Source organism: Mycolicibacterium sp. P4_G11 (assembly GCF_056555145.1).
Genome location: NZ_JBFUJW010000007.1, coordinates 33554 through 51521 on the forward strand (window position 1 = coordinate 33554; position 17968 = coordinate 51521).

At 64.8% G+C, this 17968-nt stretch carries 13 protein-coding genes; 6 read left to right on the forward strand and 7 right to left on the reverse strand.

Annotation, left to right across the window (positions count from 1 at the left end):
* The first annotated feature begins 12 nt into the window (after positions 1–12).
* From AC1U2B_RS17760 to ygiD, 3 genes are read left to right on the forward strand one after another with little or no spacing between them, the layout of a single operon-like run.
* Positions 13–513 (forward strand): VOC family protein, encoded by a 501-nt coding sequence (locus tag AC1U2B_RS17760; protein ID WP_043985284.1) that lies wholly within the window; start codon positions 13–15, stop codon positions 511–513.
* On the forward strand, positions 513–1976 hold the full coding sequence (locus AC1U2B_RS17765; RefSeq protein WP_480217796.1) for an FAD-binding protein: 1464 nt from the start codon (positions 513–515) through the stop codon (positions 1974–1976). Before AC1U2B_RS17760 ends, AC1U2B_RS17765 begins: the two co-directional genes overlap by 1 nt.
* A 43-nt stretch (positions 1977–2019) precedes the next feature.
* Positions 2020–2784 (forward strand): 4,5-DOPA-extradiol-dioxygenase, encoded by a 765-nt coding sequence (ygiD, locus tag AC1U2B_RS17770; protein WP_480217906.1) that lies wholly within the window; start codon positions 2020–2022, stop codon positions 2782–2784.
* 7 nt (positions 2785–2791) lie between these two features.
* Here the strand turns inward: ygiD and AC1U2B_RS17775 are convergent, their stop codons facing one another.
* Both AC1U2B_RS17775 and AC1U2B_RS17780 read right to left on the reverse strand, forming a co-directional pair.
* Entirely contained in the window at positions 2792–4174 is a 1383-nt protein-coding gene (locus tag AC1U2B_RS17775) for an NAD(P)/FAD-dependent oxidoreductase (RefSeq protein WP_480217797.1), read from the reverse strand.
* A 168-nt stretch (positions 4175–4342) separates the two neighbouring features.
* Positions 4343–5899, reverse strand: a complete 1557-nt coding sequence (locus AC1U2B_RS17780; protein WP_480217798.1) for a flavin-containing monooxygenase — start codon at positions 5897–5899, stop codon at positions 4343–4345.
* A gap of 101 nt (positions 5900–6000) precedes the next feature.
* Between AC1U2B_RS17780 and AC1U2B_RS17785 the strand changes: the two genes are divergently transcribed.
* A complete protein-coding gene (locus AC1U2B_RS17785) occupies positions 6001–6609 on the forward strand; it encodes a TetR/AcrR family transcriptional regulator (RefSeq protein WP_480217799.1) in 609 nt (202 codons plus the stop codon).
* A gap of 141 nt (positions 6610–6750) precedes the next feature.
* Positions 6751–7347 carry a hypothetical protein gene (locus AC1U2B_RS17790; RefSeq protein ID WP_480217800.1) on the forward strand — a complete coding sequence of 199 codons (597 nt, stop codon included), beginning with the start codon at positions 6751–6753 and terminating at the stop codon, positions 7345–7347.
* A 19-nt stretch (positions 7348–7366) separates the two neighbouring features.
* On the opposite strand, the gene AC1U2B_RS17795 is transcribed toward AC1U2B_RS17790, so the two are convergent.
* The 5 genes from AC1U2B_RS17795 to AC1U2B_RS17815 form a co-directional block, all read right to left on the reverse strand.
* Entirely contained in the window at positions 7367–8104 is a 738-nt protein-coding gene (locus tag AC1U2B_RS17795) for a hypothetical protein (RefSeq protein WP_480217801.1), read from the reverse strand.
* A 51-nt stretch (positions 8105–8155) separates the two neighbouring features.
* Complete coding sequence (locus AC1U2B_RS17800) at positions 8156–10432, reverse strand: transglycosylase family protein (protein ID WP_480217802.1); 2277 nt, start codon at positions 10430–10432, stop codon at positions 8156–8158.
* A 77-nt stretch (positions 10433–10509) separates the two neighbouring features.
* Complete coding sequence (locus AC1U2B_RS17805) at positions 10510–12318, reverse strand: dynamin family protein (RefSeq protein ID WP_480217803.1); 1809 nt, start codon at positions 12316–12318, stop codon at positions 10510–10512.
* 1 nt (position 12319) lies between these two features.
* Complete coding sequence (locus tag AC1U2B_RS17810) at positions 12320–13828, reverse strand: GTPase (RefSeq protein WP_480217804.1); 1509 nt, start codon at positions 13826–13828, stop codon at positions 12320–12322.
* 24 nt (positions 13829–13852) lie between these two features.
* On the reverse strand, positions 13853–14503 hold the full coding sequence (locus tag AC1U2B_RS17815; protein WP_480217805.1) for a lipoprotein LpqH: 651 nt from the start codon (positions 14501–14503) through the stop codon (positions 13853–13855).
* Between the two features lie 771 nt (positions 14504–15274).
* Here AC1U2B_RS17815 and AC1U2B_RS17820 point away from each other — a divergent pair.
* Entirely contained in the window at positions 15275–17962 is a 2688-nt protein-coding gene (locus tag AC1U2B_RS17820) for an AfsR/SARP family transcriptional regulator (protein WP_480217806.1), read from the forward strand.
* Positions 17963–17968: the final 6 nt, after the last annotated feature.

Sequence of the window (17968 nt, forward strand, 5' to 3'; positions counted from 1 at the left end):
GGAAGGAACACCATGACCGTCGCGTACGGACCGATCTGCCAAATCGCCTGGGTCACGGACGATATCGAGGCAACCGAGCAGTTGCTGAGCAAGCAGTTCGGGGTGGGTACATGGGTCCGGATGCCCAATATCGAGTTCGGGCCGGAGACCTGTCGCCTGCACGGCGAGCCCGCGGATTTCACCGCCCACATTTCGATGTCGTACTCCGGCGCCATGCAGTTGGAGCTGATCCAGCCGGTGCGGGGCACCAGCATCTACACCGAGTTCCTCGAGCGCAGCGGTCCGGGACTGCACCATGTGTGTTTCGAGCCAGGTGATTTCGACGCGGCCGTGGCGTCGGCGCAGGAACAGGGCCTGGCCATCGTCCAGCAGGGCGAGATGTCGGGCGGTCTGATGCGTTTCGCCTATGTCGACGGCGCGTCTGCCGGGGTGCCGTACATCGAACTCGGCGCGTTCAGCCCCGAGATTCGTGCGATGTTCGAGCACATCAAGAAGGCAGCGGCGGGCGCCTGATGATTCCGGAAACAGTATCGGCACAGAGTGTTTCGCCGTTCTCCGACGAGGTCGACGTGCTGGTTGTCGGACTCGGCATGGCAGGCGGATGCGCGGCTGTCGAAGCAGCCGCGTCGGGTGCGCGCGTATTGGTGCTCGAACGTGCCGCGGTTGCCGGCGGCACCACCGCCATGGCCGGCGGCCACTTCTACCTGGGCGGCGGCACCGCGGTCCAGGAAGCCACCGGCCAGACCGACTCGGCCGCCGAGATGGCCGCATATCTGACCGCGGTCTCGAAAGAGCCTGTGCCGGAGCTGATCAGCACCTACTGCGAGGGCAGCGCGGAGCATCTCGGATGGCTGGAAGCGCTGGGGTTCGAATTCGAGCGCAGCTATTACCCGCACAAGGCCGTCATCCAGCCGGAGACGCAGGGGCTGATGTACACCGGAAACGAGCAGGTGTGGCCGTTCCGCGACCGTGCGGTGCCGGCCCCCCGGGGCCACAAGGTGCCGGTGCCGGGCGATACCGGTGGCGCGGGGATGGTGGTCAAACTTCTGGTCGAGCGGCTGGCAGAACTGGGCGTGGAAATCCGTTACGAGACAGGCGTCTCCGCGCTGGTCGTGGAGGACGACCGGGTCGTCGGGGCAACCTGGAAGCACTTCGGCGAGACCGGCGTCGTGCGGGCGAAATCCGTCGTCCTGACCACTGGTGGATTCGTGATGAACCGGGAGATGCTGGCGCAGCATCTCCCACAACTGGCCGACGAGCGTGTTTTCGCCTTGGGCAGCAGCTACGACGACGGCATCGGTATCCGGATGGGGCAATCCGTCGGCGCCGCAACAAAATACCTGGATCAGGCGTTCATGACCGCGCCGGTGTATCCGCCCGCCAAGCTGCTCACCGGCCTCATCGTGAACCGCAACGGGGACCGGTTCGTCGCCGAAGACTCCTATCACGCAAGGACTTCCGCATTCACTCTCGAACAACCCGATAGTGTCGCGTACCTCGTCGTCGACTCCGGGCACGTCGAGATGCCGGCAATGCCGCTGGTCCAGCTGATCGACGGTTGGGAAGATGTCGCCGAGATGGAAACGGCACTCGGCATCCCGGCCGGCCGGCTGCAGTCCTCCCTCGATAGGTACAACGCGAACGCGGCCGTTGGCGAAGACCCCGACTTCCACAAGGCCGCAACGTATCTGGAGCCTCAGGACGTCGGTCCATGGGCGGCATTCGATCTGAGTCTGGGCAAGGCGTTCTACAGCGGCTTCACCCTTGGGGGCCTGGCGATCTCGGCCGACGGTGAAGTGCTTCGTGACGACGGCAGTGCCATCTCCGGGCTCTACGCCGCCGGCGCCTGCGCCTCCACCATTGCGCAGGACGCCAAGGGATACTCCAGTGGCACACAGCTGGGTGCCGGTTCGTTCTTCGGGCGGCGGGCGGGACGCGCCGCTGCCGCAGCGGCGTCCGGAGCGGAATCCCGGTAGCGTTGACCGCACGATGACCCGATCAGCTGACCTGCCCGCCCTCATGCCGGCTGCGTTCATCGGACACGGCAGTCCGATGAACGCCGTGGAACGCAACCGGTATACGGCCGCCTGGACGGAGTTCGGCCAGTCCGTGCCCCGCCCCCGGGCAATCCTGGTGATCAGCGCGCACTGGTACATCAACGCCACCGCGGTCACGGCCATGGCGCGGCCTCGCACCATCCACGACTTCTACGGCTTCCCACAGGAGTTGTTCGATGTGCAGTACCCGGCGCCGGGACTGCCCGAGCTGGCCGACGAGATCGCCGAGACCGTCAAACCGACCTGGGTCGGGGCCGACCGGGACAGCTGGGGTATCGACCACGGCACGTGGTCGGTGTTGGTACATGCCTTTCCCGACGCCTCGATCCCGGTGGTGCAGTTGTCGATCGACGCTGAGAAACCCCTGGAGGCACACGTCGCACTCGGCGCGCAATTGGCCGAGCTGCGCAGCCGGGGTGTCCTGATCGTCGGCAGCGGCAACATCGTGCACAACCTACGGGCCATGAACACGCGGCTCGCCGACAGCGGATTCGATTGGGCCACAAGGTTCGACGATGCCGCAGCCGATCTGCTGACCCGTGCCCCCGACCAAATCGTGCGGCTGCGGGACCATCCCGACTTCGCCGCCGCCGCGCCGACACCGGACCATTTCATTCCGATGCTCTACCTCGCCGGATTGTGTTCGGCGGCCGACACTCCCGCGAATGTGCTCGTCGACGGCTATACGTACGGGTCGCTGTCGATGACCTCCTACACCCTGACCTGAAATCCGCTCAGCACGCGCTACTGGCGTCAACCTCCGTCGCCCCAGCAGGTTTCAGCGCCTCAGCGCGCGTCACGTAGGCATGGCGGTGGTTGAGCAGCTGGCGGTGCGCATTTTCGCCGACCAGGGTCCGCACCTCGCTCAGCACCGCGCGCCTGCCCTGGTGCTGATGACGTAAGAGCCGTCCAGCCGAGCCGAAGAGTCGAGCCGGGCTCAGCACCTTCGAGGGCTTCTCCCGGTGCGTGAAGAGGTCGAGGAATCGCCCGATCTGCCCCTTGTCGTGCAGGTCCGCAACCATCTGCGGGAACACCGCCGGGACTCGGCCCGCCTTGCCCAGATCGTTGGCGAACCAATAGTGGTCGGAGAATTCGTGGTCGCGCCACCTGCCCCACCGCGCCAACGCCGCGTCCTGCGCTTCCGGGGAACCGCCGAGGCCTTCGACGATCTCCGGTACCGCCGCGTCGACCTGTGAGAACGCGTCGCCGATCCCCCGCCCCGGCGACGGGTCCTTGAAGTGGCCGGCGTCGCCGACGAGCACCCAGCCCGGACCGCACGGTTCACGGAAGAAGCCGGTGTAATGCACCATCCCCAACAACTTGCCGACCCGCCGAGCGCCCTCCAACGCCTCCGCCACCGGCTCGCAGCTGAGCGCGTGCTCCATGAAACTGCTCTCGAGATTGGTACGGAATCGCGGTAGCTCGCTCAACTCGGGGATCACGATCACCTGGTACAGCCCGTTGTCGGCTGCGGCACCGATCACGAACTTGTCAGCCCACCGGTGGAAGACATTCGTCGGCTCGGCAGGCATGTTCGCCCCTTCGAAGAACGCCCAGTACGCGAACCGCTGATTCGGCACGATGTTGTACTTGCGCGCGGCAACAAGATTCGCGACGGTCGAGTTCCGCCCATCCGCGCCGACGACCAGGCGCGCACGAAGTTCAGCCTCATGGCCGTGAGTCCTGACGCGCACACCGGTGACCCGATTGCCGTCGTGCACCAGTCCGGTGACGTCGGTGGCCATCCGCACCTCTGCCCCCGCCTCTTCGGCAGCACCGACCAGAATCGGGTCGAGCAACGTGCGTCGGACGGAGGCACTACCGCCCACATCACCGGCGCGTTGCGGCCATGCGGCGTTGAACTGAAAATCCTCGGCGCGGGAATTGGACCGCGTCATGAACGGCGCACCGGTGGCGCGCAGCTGGTCCGTCACGCCGAGCCGGTCGAGGAACGCCAACCCATCTGCCTCGAAGATGTGTGTCGACAGGGTGTCTCGTGGAAACGTCGCTCGTTCCACTACAGCTACATTTGCTCCCTGCCGGGCCAGCATCGCGGCCAGCGGCGAGCCGGCGCATCGAGCACCGACGATGACGACATCAAATCCCTGGGCCAACATGGTTGCTCCCGAAGTTCGCACTGCGCCGAGGCAGGCCGCACCCGGCGCAGCTCAAAAAAGCGTACGCCGCACGAAGCGCCGCGTACAGCAATTCTTCAGGAATTAGCCATGCTCACGCGGAGCGGGTTTCCGGCGGTTTTATCACGACCGCGTAAATGCCACGGCGCGCTAGACCCCTTGTTCCACAGCAACTCTGGTGCGCCCGCGCTTGCGCGCGTCGGTCGTGTAGTCATAGCTGTCGAGATCAAATGTCTTGCTGGCCAACCAAAGAGACACCCCGGATACCGGCCGCACAAACGGTGCGTCGCCATGGCGGTCGAAGTAGTAGCTGTTCGCCTGGGCGCAGCTGGGTTGCACGAAAACCGTGTGGGCGGCCTTCTTTCGCATGCTGCGCATGTACTCGTCGTGGGGTTCCTGCTTGACCGCCACACGAGTGGCTCCGCGGCGACGGGCCTCCCGAAGACAGCGCACGATGTGGCGGCACCCCGCTTCGATGATCGAGAACCACGAGGCACCCGTCACCGACCACGGCCCGTTCATCAACCAGAAGTTCGGTGCGATCGGCGTCGAGACGCCCTCGTAGTTCTGATAGCGATTCTCGTCCCAGAACGCACCCAGCTCCACGCCGCCGAGCCCGACGACCGGGAACGCCGGCATGGCACCGAGCTGCAGAATATTGAAACCTGTTGCCAGCACCAGGGTATCGACAGCATGCTCGATTTCGCGCCGTGCGCCGGTCTGCGGATCCTGCGTCTCGGTGATGATCCCGCGTTCGGTGATCCTGGCGATGGGATCGGTGACCAGATCGACGTCGTCCCGGTTGAACGTACTGAGGTAGGTGTTGGAGAACGACGGCCGCTTGCAACCGAATGCATATGCTGGAGTGAGCTTTTCGCGGAGCTCGCGATCCTTGACCTGATTTGCGAGGTGCCGGCGGCAGACCTGCTCGATGCCGCGGACCAGGAACGGCAGCCGCGTGTGGTAGACCACGCCGGCAGTGAAGATGAAGTCGGAGAGCACCGTCGTGACCATGCTGACCGCGTCCTGCGTGAACGGCACGGCCTCGAACATCCCCTGCACCCATTCCGGGATGGCGCCATCGAACTTCGGCACCACCCAGATGGGGGTGCGCTGGTAGACGTCCAGGTGCGCGGCCCGCTCGGCCAGCTGCGGCACGAGTTGTAGTGCGGTGGCGCCGGTTCCGATGACCGCAACCCGCTTGCCGTCGATTTCGACCGCGTCATCCCACCGCGCGGTGTGCACCAACTCTCCGCGGAAATCGTCGATGCCCTTGATGTCCGGATTCTTCGGCTGGTCGAGTGGGCCGACCGCACCGATCAGAAACCGGGCGATGATCAGGCCGCGGTCGGTGTGGACGTGCCACACGTTCTCGCGCTCGTCGAACACCGCTCGGTCGACCTTGGTGCGCAACTGAATATGCGGTCGCAGCCCGTACTTGTCCACGCAACTCTCGGCGTACTGCCGCAGTTCGGCGCCGGGTGCGAAGAGCCGCGACCAGGAGGGATTGCTCTCGAACGAGTACGAGTACGTGGTCGACGGAATGTCAACGGCGACACCGGGGTACCGATTGTGGTGCCAGACTCCCCCGATACCGTCGGCGGCATCCAGGATCCGGAAATCCTCGAAGCCGGCCTTCTTGAGCTGAATCCCCAGTCCGATACCGGAGAATCCGGCGCCGACAACGACGATCTCGTGATCCACCATGACGGTCCTTCTCCCCTTGAGGCGACGGCAAATGTGGTACATATTCGTACCAGGTGGTGCGGTACACGAACGTACCACGGCCGTGGGGAAAGATGTCAAGAGTGCAAGAACGTCCGGCGCCGACTGCCGAAACCGATGCCAAGGGGCACCGGCGACGCCTACTCGATGCGATGGCCGACTGCATCGTCGAGACCGGCTTCGCCCGCGTCACCGTCGCCGACGTGGTGCGGGTGGCCGCCACCTCACGGCGGACCTTCTATCAGCACTTCACCGACATCGAAGACTGCCTGAAGGCGCTCTACTCGGAGAGCGTGCGGATCATCATCGACGCAATTCAGCAGGCCATCGACCCGGCGGCCTCGAGCGAAGACCAGGTCCGTGCCGCCGTCGAGGCCTGGATCGGCGTATGCGACCAGCGGCCAGCGCTGACCAGTGCGCTGACCCGAGATTTCGCCGCGCTCGGCCCCAAGAGCTGGACCTTGCATTTTCAGTACGCCGAGGCCTACCGCGTACTCATCCAGAACCTCACCGAGACCGAGCAATTGCGCGAAACAGGCGGCGCCCCGGTGTCGTTGCTTCGGGTCGTCATGCTGCTCGGCGCGTTGAACGAGCTACTGACCTTTGCCGTCCATCGGAGAATTCCACTGCGGGAAATCAGTGACGAAGCCGTCAAGGTGGCACTGATGATGTTGACGCAACAGGTCCCCTGATTCTCGTCTGTCACAACGGCAATCGCGACAACCCAGTTGTGGGAGGATGATTGGGAATCCGTCTGATGCGACGAGGGAGGGTTCGGAATGCACCTGAAACGAACATTGAACTCACTCTGCTTGGCAACCGCGGCGGCATCGGTGGTTGCGACCACAGCATCAGCGCACGCCGACCCACTCGGCGACGTCGACGACTACGTCGGCCGGTCAGCGCAAGCGGTATGCAATCGGCTGGCGGCCGCCGCGGACAAAGACGGCCTGACCACCGGGTTGACAGCGATCGTCGACGACAGCCATACCAATGCCGCGCGGCCGTTCAGTTACAACGAAGCCCAGTACGTCATGGCGAGCGCCGTCAACAACAGTTGTCCCAATTTCGAGCCGTTACTGAAGTCCAATGGCGTCACGCAAGCGGCGGACGACTACGCGAGGGCACAGCTGGCGGCACGCCACGCCGGGGTGTCGACACCTGCCGACCTACCCGGCCTCGGCCACGCCACCCGGGGCCAGTCCTGCACCAACACAATCACATTCGTGTTCGCGCTCGCGCCCGACGGCCAAACACTGGCATGTCTGGCAAGCGCCGCACCATCGTACGGATTGAGCGCTCCGGTGGTCGGCGTGCGGACGCTGGGCACCCCATGCCCCGACACCGGCCAACTCGCCCAGTCAACCGACGGTGAACCGATGATGTGTCTGGGCACGCCCGCGGCGTGGACGGTATACCGGGACCTCTGATCACCCGTTCCGGGACGAATCAGTAGATGTAGACGCGCGCGTTCTTGCCGCCGGCGCAGGTTATCCACTCCTGGTCGTTCTGGGCGGCACAGTTCAACACGAAGTTGTTGCCAGAGCATTCAGCGCCCGTCGATCGGCACGCCACCGTTCCCGCGGCGGTGATGCGCTTGGGGTCCTTCGTCGGCATCCCGACCTGCTCCCAGTAGGCCTCGAGCACCTTGCTCGCGAAAGCGCATGAGGTCTCCCTTGATCCCCGGACAGAGTGGGTGCCGAATCCCTTGCGGCCCTTCACATGAAATCCCTCAGCACACCGCTGACCGGTACCGTCGGGATCAGGCGCCGCGGCCGGAGTACCTGACTTCCCCGTCGAGGCCGACGTCGAGGCCGAGGCTGACGACGTCGACGTCGGTTGAGCTGACTTCGATGACGAGGCAAACGGATCACCACCGCCGCTCAGACCGGTTGAGGAGTCCTGCCGCATGAATGTCGCCCACACGATGGCACCGATCAGCACGATGACGCCGGCCACCGCGAGTCCGATCAGCAACGTGGCGTTGGGAGGTCGTCGGGACCGTTTCGCCGGCGCCTCCCACGGGATCGCCTCGGAGGACGACTCGTGGTGGGGTTCGCGCTCATGGTGTGGCGGAAGCTGCGTGGCGGACGCCGCATAGGTGGCCTCCGACCACGCCGCGCCGTCACCCGCGCGTGCGATCAGTGGATCGGTTTCGTCGTGCGTTGGCTCATCGCGATACGTCATGTTCGGTGTCCTGTCCGGGTCCGTGGGAGGGCGGTGACTGAGCCGGCACGTTCACCCTCCCGGCGGGGGCTCGCCACCGGGACCAGGAGGCACGTCCGGACCGGGTGGTGGAGGCGGCGGCTCCATCCAAGGTGGCGGAGGCGGCGGGGGTGGGGGTTCGCCGGCACCACCGATCGCACTCGACGGGAAGTAGGCCCACTGCGTGAATTGCTTGTGATTCCACGGTGTTGCGCCCGGTCCGACCTTGATCGGGACACCTTCGGTCTGCGCTTCGAAGCTCGTGCCGTCCGGCAGGGTGCCCGAGGTGTGGTGGTCGTTCCACCCCACGGCCAGGGTGCCCGGCGGCACCTCGGACGGGCTGTTCACCAGGATCGCGCCCCGCGCCTGCAGCCAGCTTCCTTCGTTGGGAGTTGCCATCCGGTCCTGGGTCGGAGGCGCCCCGGTGAATGCGTTGACAACCATCGAGACAAGTCCTGAACAATCGGCACCACCGTCACCGTGGCCTCCCCAGATGTAGGGTTTGCCCGCCATCGAATGAGCCATGTCGTTCGCCGCCGCCACCGCAGGCGAATTAGGCTGCCCACCAAAAGGATCGGGAGTTACCGCCGCCGCCTTGACCACATTCGCCACGCCGTCCACGACCGCGTTGGTCACGTCTTTCGCGGCGTTCGCGAGCTGATCGATCACAGCGTTGGCGCCGGCACTCGGCGGCACGAAAGTGTTCGGCCAGGCTCCTGGCCCTTGCTGCTTGAGCGTCTCCTCGGCCACCATCATCTGCTGCTGTGGCGTCGCCAGATCCGCCCGCGGCGCGAACTTCAGACCACCACTGGCCTCCCACGTCGACTGGGTGAACTGCAGACCGCCGTAGAATCCGTTGCCGGTGTTGATGGACCAGTTGCCACTGGATTCCTTCTGCGCCATGGCCGCCCAGTCCGCATTCCACTGATGTGGCGCCGCCGACGGCGGGTTGGTAGTCACCGCGGCAGCGGGCGCGACGGCGGGCGCCGGACTACGCGTGGCGGCGGCCGGTTGGCTGTGCCTGCTGACGGCATCGGACACGGACGACCCTGAACGAGGCACCACGCCGTGGTCCGCGGGTGTGGTCGCCGTCGCTCCCCCGACGGGCTCGACGACCACGGGACCATGCGACCCCGCAGCGGCAGTCGGCGTCGGTGTGGCGGGAGACGCAGCAGGTCCGGTCTCGTGCCCGACGGGTTCCACCTCCACTTGCGCATTCACCCCCGGCCCCGCGGCAGGAGCCGAGCCCCATGCGGCGCTGCCGGCGGCGCCGGCGAATTGAGGGTGCCCGCGGACGGCATCACCAGCGGACGGTGATCCCGACGCATGGTCGGCCGGACCCGGTGCGCCCGGAATGATGAGCCGCTGACCGTCGACGATCAAGTTCGGATTGGTAATCCCATTGGCCGCAGCGATTCTGGTGTACGCAGTTGGGTCTCCGTAGACGCGTTCGGCAATGCTCCACATGGTTTCGCCGCGTTGGACCACATGGGTGCTTCCCGCGTTGCCGTCGTCGAACTCAGCGGCGAGATACGTCTGTGCGATGGGCGCGTGAGCGTTCAGCGAAACAGGTACCACCACCGGGCCAGGAGTCGTCACGCCGTGCCGAGTGATCGGCTGATCGGTCACCAACAATTGGTTCTCGCCCGCGGCCCACGCCTGTTTGAAGTCTTCAAGGGGAACGACTTCCTTGTTGCCGTTGGGATTTCCGGGGTCAGACAGAATGACCCGACCGCGGGCCTCGTCGATGCCGGTGATCAGCAGGGCGTGGTTGGCGCGGCCGGTCGGGTTGGCTGCCGTGTTGTGGCCATGCCAGATTTCATCCGCGTTGACACCGACGACGATCGCCCGACCGTCGTCGAGAAAACGCTCGAGATCGTCCATGTTCGCGTTGGATGCGACGTGCGACTGCACGCCGAACGACTCCAGCACCTTCACCGCATCCGTGAGCGTTTCTCCTTGTGCCGTAACGGGTTTACCCATGTCGGAGAATCGTTGAGCGACGACGGATTCGTCACCGAACCGGTGCCCGGTGATTTGGGAGAGCACTTCGGTGAGTGCGGCGGGAACGCAGTATCCGCTGCTGCGCTGTAAGAACCAGTCGTCGCTGAGAGTCGAGGGATCGCCGTGTGCGAGTCCCGATTGGGGGTCGGTGCCGACCTGCGGCAATGGCAGATCAGACAGCGGTCCCTGCCCACCGGCATTCCAGTCATCAGTGTGGTGCAAGTCAGCGTAGTGAACGTCGGGGGTCGACGGCGCATCGTGCAGGTCCGCGGAGTGAATGTCGTGCGAATCCATGAATTCGGTCATTGACGCACCTCTTCGGCATTTTCGGAGTTCGCGAAGGTGAAGAAAGCAATACCGTTGCGGAACAAGCGATCAGGGTGTCAGCCGGCTCCTGAAATGGGGCCTGCCAGCAGCGCCTTACGCCGGACTCGTGACGCCTCCCGCAGGGGATCGAGTTGAGTTCTCACCTTGTTGAGGCGGAGCAGATCTGCGGCCGCACGATCACGCGCCCGGCCCAAATCCTTCCGGGCGTCAGTTGCCGTCTGAAGAGCATCCGCCATGGCAGTCGCGATCGTTTCCTGAAGGGTATAAGAAGCCTGTCGGAAAATGCGGTCCAAATCAAGGGATATTTCGCCGTTTGCGCTGTTGAGACATTCGTTTATCCACCCGCGCAAGCTGATGACGTCACTTGCCCTTTCACGGAACTTCTTTTGCAGTCGCCACCACACGACGCCGACCGGCAATGCCGCGACAGCACCGACGCCCACGGCGAGAATGCCACCGGCTGATACCGAAAGCGCGGCCGCCAGACTTGGGGTGATCAACATGCGCGCCGTGTTCGTGCCCATCATCGCCGTCGTCAGCCCCATCATCGTCGCCGACGGGTCCTGAGGGGGCCCGGTGCGTTCCCGCAGAAACTCCGCGGCGGTCTCGCCACGAGCGGGCAACTGATCGACGACGGTGGCGGCGGCATCGTCACCGCCGGTGATACCGGCAAGGAGATGGCGCGTGATCTCCTCGATGTGTTCCCGCACGGCGCCGTCGATCTCGTCCTGCAAGGCACACAGATCGGCGACGATGGTCGTTTCGATCTCCGGGATCATGGCCGGCTTGATCTTCTCCTGCATCCTGGCGTCGTAGCGGTCGCGCAGTTGGTTCAGACGCCGACGCAACCGGGTACGCGACTCGTCGCGCGCGGTATCGATCGCCCGCGCCAACTCCATCCGCCACGCTGAATTGGCCTCGGTGAGCAAGGTGATCTGACGAGTGACGGCGGCCAGTTGTTCGTCATCCTCCGGCACTGATTGGAGGGTCTGCTGGCGGTCGGCCAGGATGACTTCCGCGTCGTCGATGGCGCTGGCAATCGCCCGCAGGGTGTTGAGTTCATCTAGTTCACGGTGCATCGCCGAGATTCGCAGCAGCTGTGTCCAGAGCTCGTCGATGCCGCTGATCCGAGCAAGTGTGAGGTTGCCGCGTGCCGCTGCCATGTGCGCCAGCCGCGCGCTGATGGGGACGAACGTCACGTCGTCGAAGCGTCCCGGCGGGAACCGGTGGAAGTCGCCACGGATCGTGTCGACGTTTTCGGCAAGCACCTGCTCCCAGTCGGCGTACTTGTCAGTTTTGGACAGCACGAACACGATCTGATCGATGCGGCTCGCTGCTTCGGCGAGGAATTTGCGTTCTGCGATAGAGATTTTCGCGGCCGCAGAGCAGACGAACACCAACGCCGTCGCCTGCTGTACCGCCGTCAGCGTCAGTTGAGCCAGTGCCGAGTCGGTTCCGCCGACGCCCGGCGTATCGAACAGTGTCAGCCCGGCCAGTCGCGGTTCGGTCACTGTCAGTTCGACGCGCTCGGGCCGCTCGTCGGCGTCTTCTGCGAGCAGCGCCGCCAGATGTGTCTCGTCCCCGCTGGTCGTCCGACCGTCGCCGTAATGCGCTCGCACCGAGGAGGTTCGGTCGCCGCCTACCGCGATGTAGGACGCCGTCGGACGTACCGGCAGCAGGTCGGAACGCCCGAGCAGCGCGTTGATCATCGACGTCTTGCCGGTGCTCGGTTCACCGACCACCACGATGTTGGCCCGGCTTTCCGCAGCTGCCCCGGCACCGGTGGTCAACCGCTGGAGTGCCGCGCCGGCACCGACGTCGGGAAGCAGCGACTGCAGCGATTGGCGCAGCGCCGCCAGATCCAAGTCAGCCGGCGCGGTCATGATCGCCCCGAAGTTCAGTGCCCAACAAGTAGGTCGACCAGTGCGCGGTGTCGGCTACCTGGCGCGCAAGAGCACTCGAGGCGGTGTTGGCGTACGCCCGCCACCATCTGCTGGCTTCCAACGCCATCCGTGCCAGCTCCTCACGTGGAGTCACCGCCGGCGCGCCGAGTCGGGCAGCCGGCTCGGTTTCCTCCCAGAGGTTCAGCGCTGTCTGGGTGGTATGGATGTCGGGCAGAACGCACCGCCCCGAGTACAGCGCGGCCAGGCACCGAAGCTCGGTCAGGGCGTGCATGGCCGGGTGGTCTCGCAGAGTTCGAATCCGTTGCCGCACTTGCTGTTTCTGCGGCTTGGCCAAATCGGCAGTGGCGACCAGGCGTTCCAACTCGGCCAACACCAACGTCGCCTTGAGGACCGCGGCAGGCCGCACGTACAGCACCTCGATCCGGCGCCACAGCGCGGCGATACCGGAGACGGACCGCAACTTGTCGTACATGGTGGCCGCCGACGTTGCCGGGCCGGTGGATTCCGTCAGGACCCGGACACCGAAGAGATCGAGACGGTCGAGCAGAACCCGCGCGGCCCCGGGCGGCAGCGAGTCGATGGCTTCGAACGCGCCCACCCACAGCAGGGCCGTGGCCAGCTCTTCCTCGTCAAGTGCGACCAGCGCACGAATCGAGTCGGATTGCGTTTCATCGAACGCGCCCGTTTCCGTCGTCTCGGCGATCTTTCCCATGACTGGCAGGACGCCGGCCAGGTCGGCGGCCAAATCACCGGCGTGCCGGGTGGCTGTTGAAACGGCGATGGGCCAGGGATCATCACCGTCGCCGTACTGATCGGCACGGCTCAAGATGCCCATGGCGTTCGGGAAGTCAAAAGCGAAGCGGTATTTGGCGCGAAAGTCGCTGACGATCTTGGCTTCGTCGGCGTGCACGACCTCGCCGAAAACGAACAGCATCACGTCGACCTCGCCCGACGCGAGCAGGCGTTCGGTTTGGTCGGCGAGCCCGTCGTCCCCCGACAGGCCAGGGGTATCGATCATGATCACCTGTCGCAGGGGCGCGTGCGACAGCGATACCTCCAAACGGTCGATCTCCTCGGGCGGCACATCGAGTTCGTCGGGTAACTCGCCTTGCGGCCCGGTGTAGACGGGCACTGACGTGCCGTCTCGGCGGATCACCCTGGCCTGTTTGGCGCCGTACCGGTACCACGTGATCACCCGCGTGCATTCCGTCGACCGCGTGGGCGCGACCTGCGCACCGATCAAGGCGTTCACCAAAGTCGATTTGCCGGCGTTGGTGCGGCCGACGACCGCGATCCTCAGCGGCTGCAGAGAGCGTCGCCCGAGGGCGTGGATGCGGTCTTTCGCGGCGCCGCCAAGTTGTACCGCAACGTCGGCCAGCAGGCCACCGAGCTGCGCCAGCAGATCTGCCTGCACGTCGTCTCCCCCGACGACGCCCATCCCCTGCGTTGCAGCACCGCTAACGCCGGCCACGACATTCACCGCACATGATCGGGTTCATGGGCACGTTGCCTCGAACTTGAAATCCTTCTTCACCACTTGTCTGGTGGACGGGTCCGTGCCCTGCGCGGTCCCCTCGATGCTGTACGAATTACCGGATTTGCGCCCTTGCGCCGATCCACCGCTGGTGCGGACCTGCATCCGCACTCCGTCGACGACGCCGAAATCCATTTTCACCACGCTGAAGTTCTCGTCTGACGTCACTTCGGCGGTGTATTCGCTGTCCGGGCCGACTTTGATGGTGCGAATGCCAGTGGTGTCGTCAGTGCACTGCACCGGACCTTTCGCAGTCAGCACGCTGTCCCCGACGATCACTTTGGGCGCCGATGCCACGGCGGTGGTGCTGGTCGTCGTGGTGGACGTGCTGCTGGACGTCGGCGGTGTGGTCGTCTCGGTCGTGGTGGTCGTCGTCGTGGTGGTCGTCTCGGTCGTGGTGGTCGTCGTCGTAGTGGTCGTGCTCGACTCCGTCGAAGCTGTCGTCGTCGGAGTGCTGCTTGAAGTGGAGGCGGCGGTCGCTGACGACACCGGCGTGAGCGAAGGCATCTGTGGCGGTGGCATCGACTGCGTACACGAGGTCGTCATGCCGGCAGCGGAGACGACGGCGACGACCAACATCGACAGGTTGCTCGCACGCCTTGGGTCTGGCATCCGTCCGCCTCCTGTTGCTCCCGGGAACACACCAGCGTCAGCGCGATTATCGGTGACGGCATCTGCGCAGGACGCCGAAACGTTCGATACTCGCCCGAACGCGCAATCAATTACTGCCAATTCAATAGCTAAAAGAATAGGACTTACCAGAGCGATTCCGCAGACGACTGATACCAGGAATTTGGCATCAGAACAGTCGAGATACCCCGAGGGCGTTGTCCGAGCCCTCAAGGTCGGTTCGCGCACTGTTCCCTGCCGGCAACTGCAGTCCCGTACGTCCCACGCCGAACCAAAGATGGGCAATTTCTCCCCATGCTTTCGACTCTGCCCGCGGTTGATAATTACGCGCTGGGACACTGCGACGGTCCCGCAACTGCTGGCACCTGCTCACGGAAGGATGCCTGGTACGTGTCAGCACCGCATCGACCGCCGCTGCCCCGGTTACTGCGATGCCGCAAATATTCTGTTAGCAGTCAATGCTTTATCTGCCATGACGAGGTTAATGCATACGAACAACCAGCCGTCGGGGGCTACGCATGGCGTTGAGGAATTCGCGCGAGCATCACCTGGATCACCGCGCTCGGAGCGCTGAACCGACAATCAGTGACGACGAAGCGGGCCTGCCGTGACCGTCCGAACACTGCGGGGCCGCCACGCGAAATGGCCGTAGACACAGTCCTTCAGGAGAAACTGCGCGCTCCGGATGCGCGTGGTTTGGCGCGAGAGCGACTTGAGCAGCCACTCTTATCCGAAACTCCTGGAGGCCTGAATGTGGTTGTCGCTCCAGCGGGTTCAGGCAAGACCACACTGCTGGCCCGGGTCGCCGCACAGGTTGCGGTGCCAGTCGGTTGGTACCGGGTAACCGCAGACGACGCCTCCGAAGAACGCCTCGTCGCCCACCTGCGGCAGGCCGTTGCACCGATCACAGAATTGGCCGACGCCACGTCCATGACGGAAATCCTGACCGGGCTGGACCGGTGGGACGGGCCGGCGGGTGCCCTGATTCTCGACGATCTGCACGAGATTGCCGACACCCCCGCGGAACGCGCGCTCGAACGTCTGGTGTCATTGCGTCCACCGAGATTGCAGCTCATTCTGGGTTCACGCCGAATGCCTGGCGTGAACATCCCGCGCATCAGGGTTTCGGGCTCGATCCAAGAAATCGGCAGTGACGATCTCCGATTCCGCTCGTGGGAAGTCGAAGAACTGTTCGCTTCCATCTACAACCAACCGCTACGCCCCGAAGCTGCGGCGGCGCTGACTCGGCGCACAGGTGGATGGGCCGCCGGTTTACAGCTGTTCCACTTATCGACCGTAGGCCGCACGGTCGCCGAGCGGCACCAGGCGGTACACGACCTCGCCGGCCGCTCGAAACTCGTGCGCTCCTATCTGACCCGCAACGTGCTGGCCGAGCTCGCCGAAGATCGTCGCGAATTTCTGGTGAAAACTTGCACTCTGGGCCGACTTTCGGGCGCGACATGCGACGAGCTGTTGAATACCACCGGCAGTCACCGGATTCTCGAGCAGCTCGAGGATTCCCAGCTGTTCACCTCCACCGATGACGGCGGTTCGTTCTACCGCTACCACGAGATCCTCCAAACCCATCTCGAACTCGCCCTGGTGGAGGATTTCGGCATCGATGAGGCCCGTGCGCTGTATCACCGCAGCGGTCAGGTGCTCGAGGCCGCCGGGGACTTGCGAGCGGCGGCCCGCGCCTACGCGAAAGCCGGCGACTGGGCAGCGCTGAGCGAGTTGGTCGGCAGCGGTATCGATGCCTCGCACATGGACGACGATCATCTGCTGCCCGCAAGCACCTGGCATCACGATCCGTGGCTGGCTTTGGCGAACGCACGGCGACTCGTCAGGGAAGGCGCCCTCGAAGCTGCCGCCGATGCCTACCAGCACGCGCAAAGCCTGTACGAGGAACCGAATTTTCATCAACTCTGCCGCAGCGAGCACAAGGTCGTGACCATGTGGCTGCCCGGCGACGGCGGTCCCGGCAGGATTGACCGAATACCCGCGCAGGCCCACTGGAGCGCGTCGCTGCGAGACGCGATCAGACACCTGCCGGCTTTCGCGACGATCGTCGAACCTGCGCCGGGCCGCGAGCCGGGAGCCCGCTTGTGCTACGCCTTGGTCGCCATCCTCTCCGGCGAATTCGACTGTGCCCGATCGGTTCTACTGATGCTTCGCGAGAAAACTCCCGGAGACTCACTGGCAGCCATCAGCGCTGAGCTGGCGCTCACCGTACTCGGACTTCTCGACGACGAACCCGAACTTTCGGCGTCCGGATTCAGCGAGATCGCCACCAAGGCCGAGCAGCAGGGTCTCCCCTGGATCGCCCGGTTGGCCAACGGGTTTCACCGGGCTGCGTCCATCTCACCGGAGAATGCAGCCTGGTGGTCCAGAAGCTGTCGCGGCACCGTCGCCCATTGCGAAGACATCGGTGACGTGTGGGGTGCGGCACTGCTCAGGGTGGCCGTCGCGATCAGCGGACAGCACTGCGGACATCCCGAGGCACGCGGCGAGTTCGACGCGGCGGCAACGCGGTTCCGTGAACTGGGCGCACCACTTCTTCAGCTCTGGTGTGAACTGCTGCGCCGGCGCGACACCCACGACGAGAACGACCTGCAACAGCTCATCCAGAACAGCAGTGCGCTGGACACGCCGGCTGCTCGAAAGCTGGCGTCAGCATTGGTACCGCGCCGGACGACGACGGGCACCGCGGCATCGGCGCGGACCGCAGCCGATGAACCGGTTGATGCAGCAATCAGCATCACGTGTTTCGGCAGTTTCCGGCTGCATGTCGACGGTCAGCCGCTCGACCTGGCCGCGCTACGCCCGCAAGCCCGTAACGTCTTGCAACTGCTGTCGCTGGCGCCGAATCACGACCACCGGTGCGAATTCCTGGAAGACGTGCTGTGGCCCGGCGTCGCGCATTCAGTTGCCACCCATCGTCTCCAAGTGGCGATATCGAGTGTGCGGACCGCCATCGATGGCCACGGGATCAGCATCGAGCGCACCGGCGACAGATACCGAATGTCCCTGCCCGCCAGCGCAGAAGTGGACGTCACCGAGTTCGACAACTTGCTGTCGAAAGCGTCCGTCAGTGCTGCGCAAGGCGACATCGAGGGTCGGATCGCCGCGCGCGAGCAGGTGCTCAGCCTCTACACGGATGATCTGTTGGCCGATTTCCCGTCCACCGACCACGTCGACGCCGAGCGACGCAGGTATCGGCGCAGTGCGGCGGCCGCCGCCTCGGCTTTGGCATCGGACTACCACGGATTGGGTGAGAGTGACCTCGCGATGAAAGTCGCGCGCCGGTCCGTGGACCTCAACCCCGAGGATGAGATGTCCTGGCTCATCATCGCCGATCTCCATGACGCCGCCGGTGATCACGTTGGCGCCGAACATGTTCGGCGCGAGCGTGCGCAGATACAGGCCGAGTTGGGGGCTTGAGCAGCA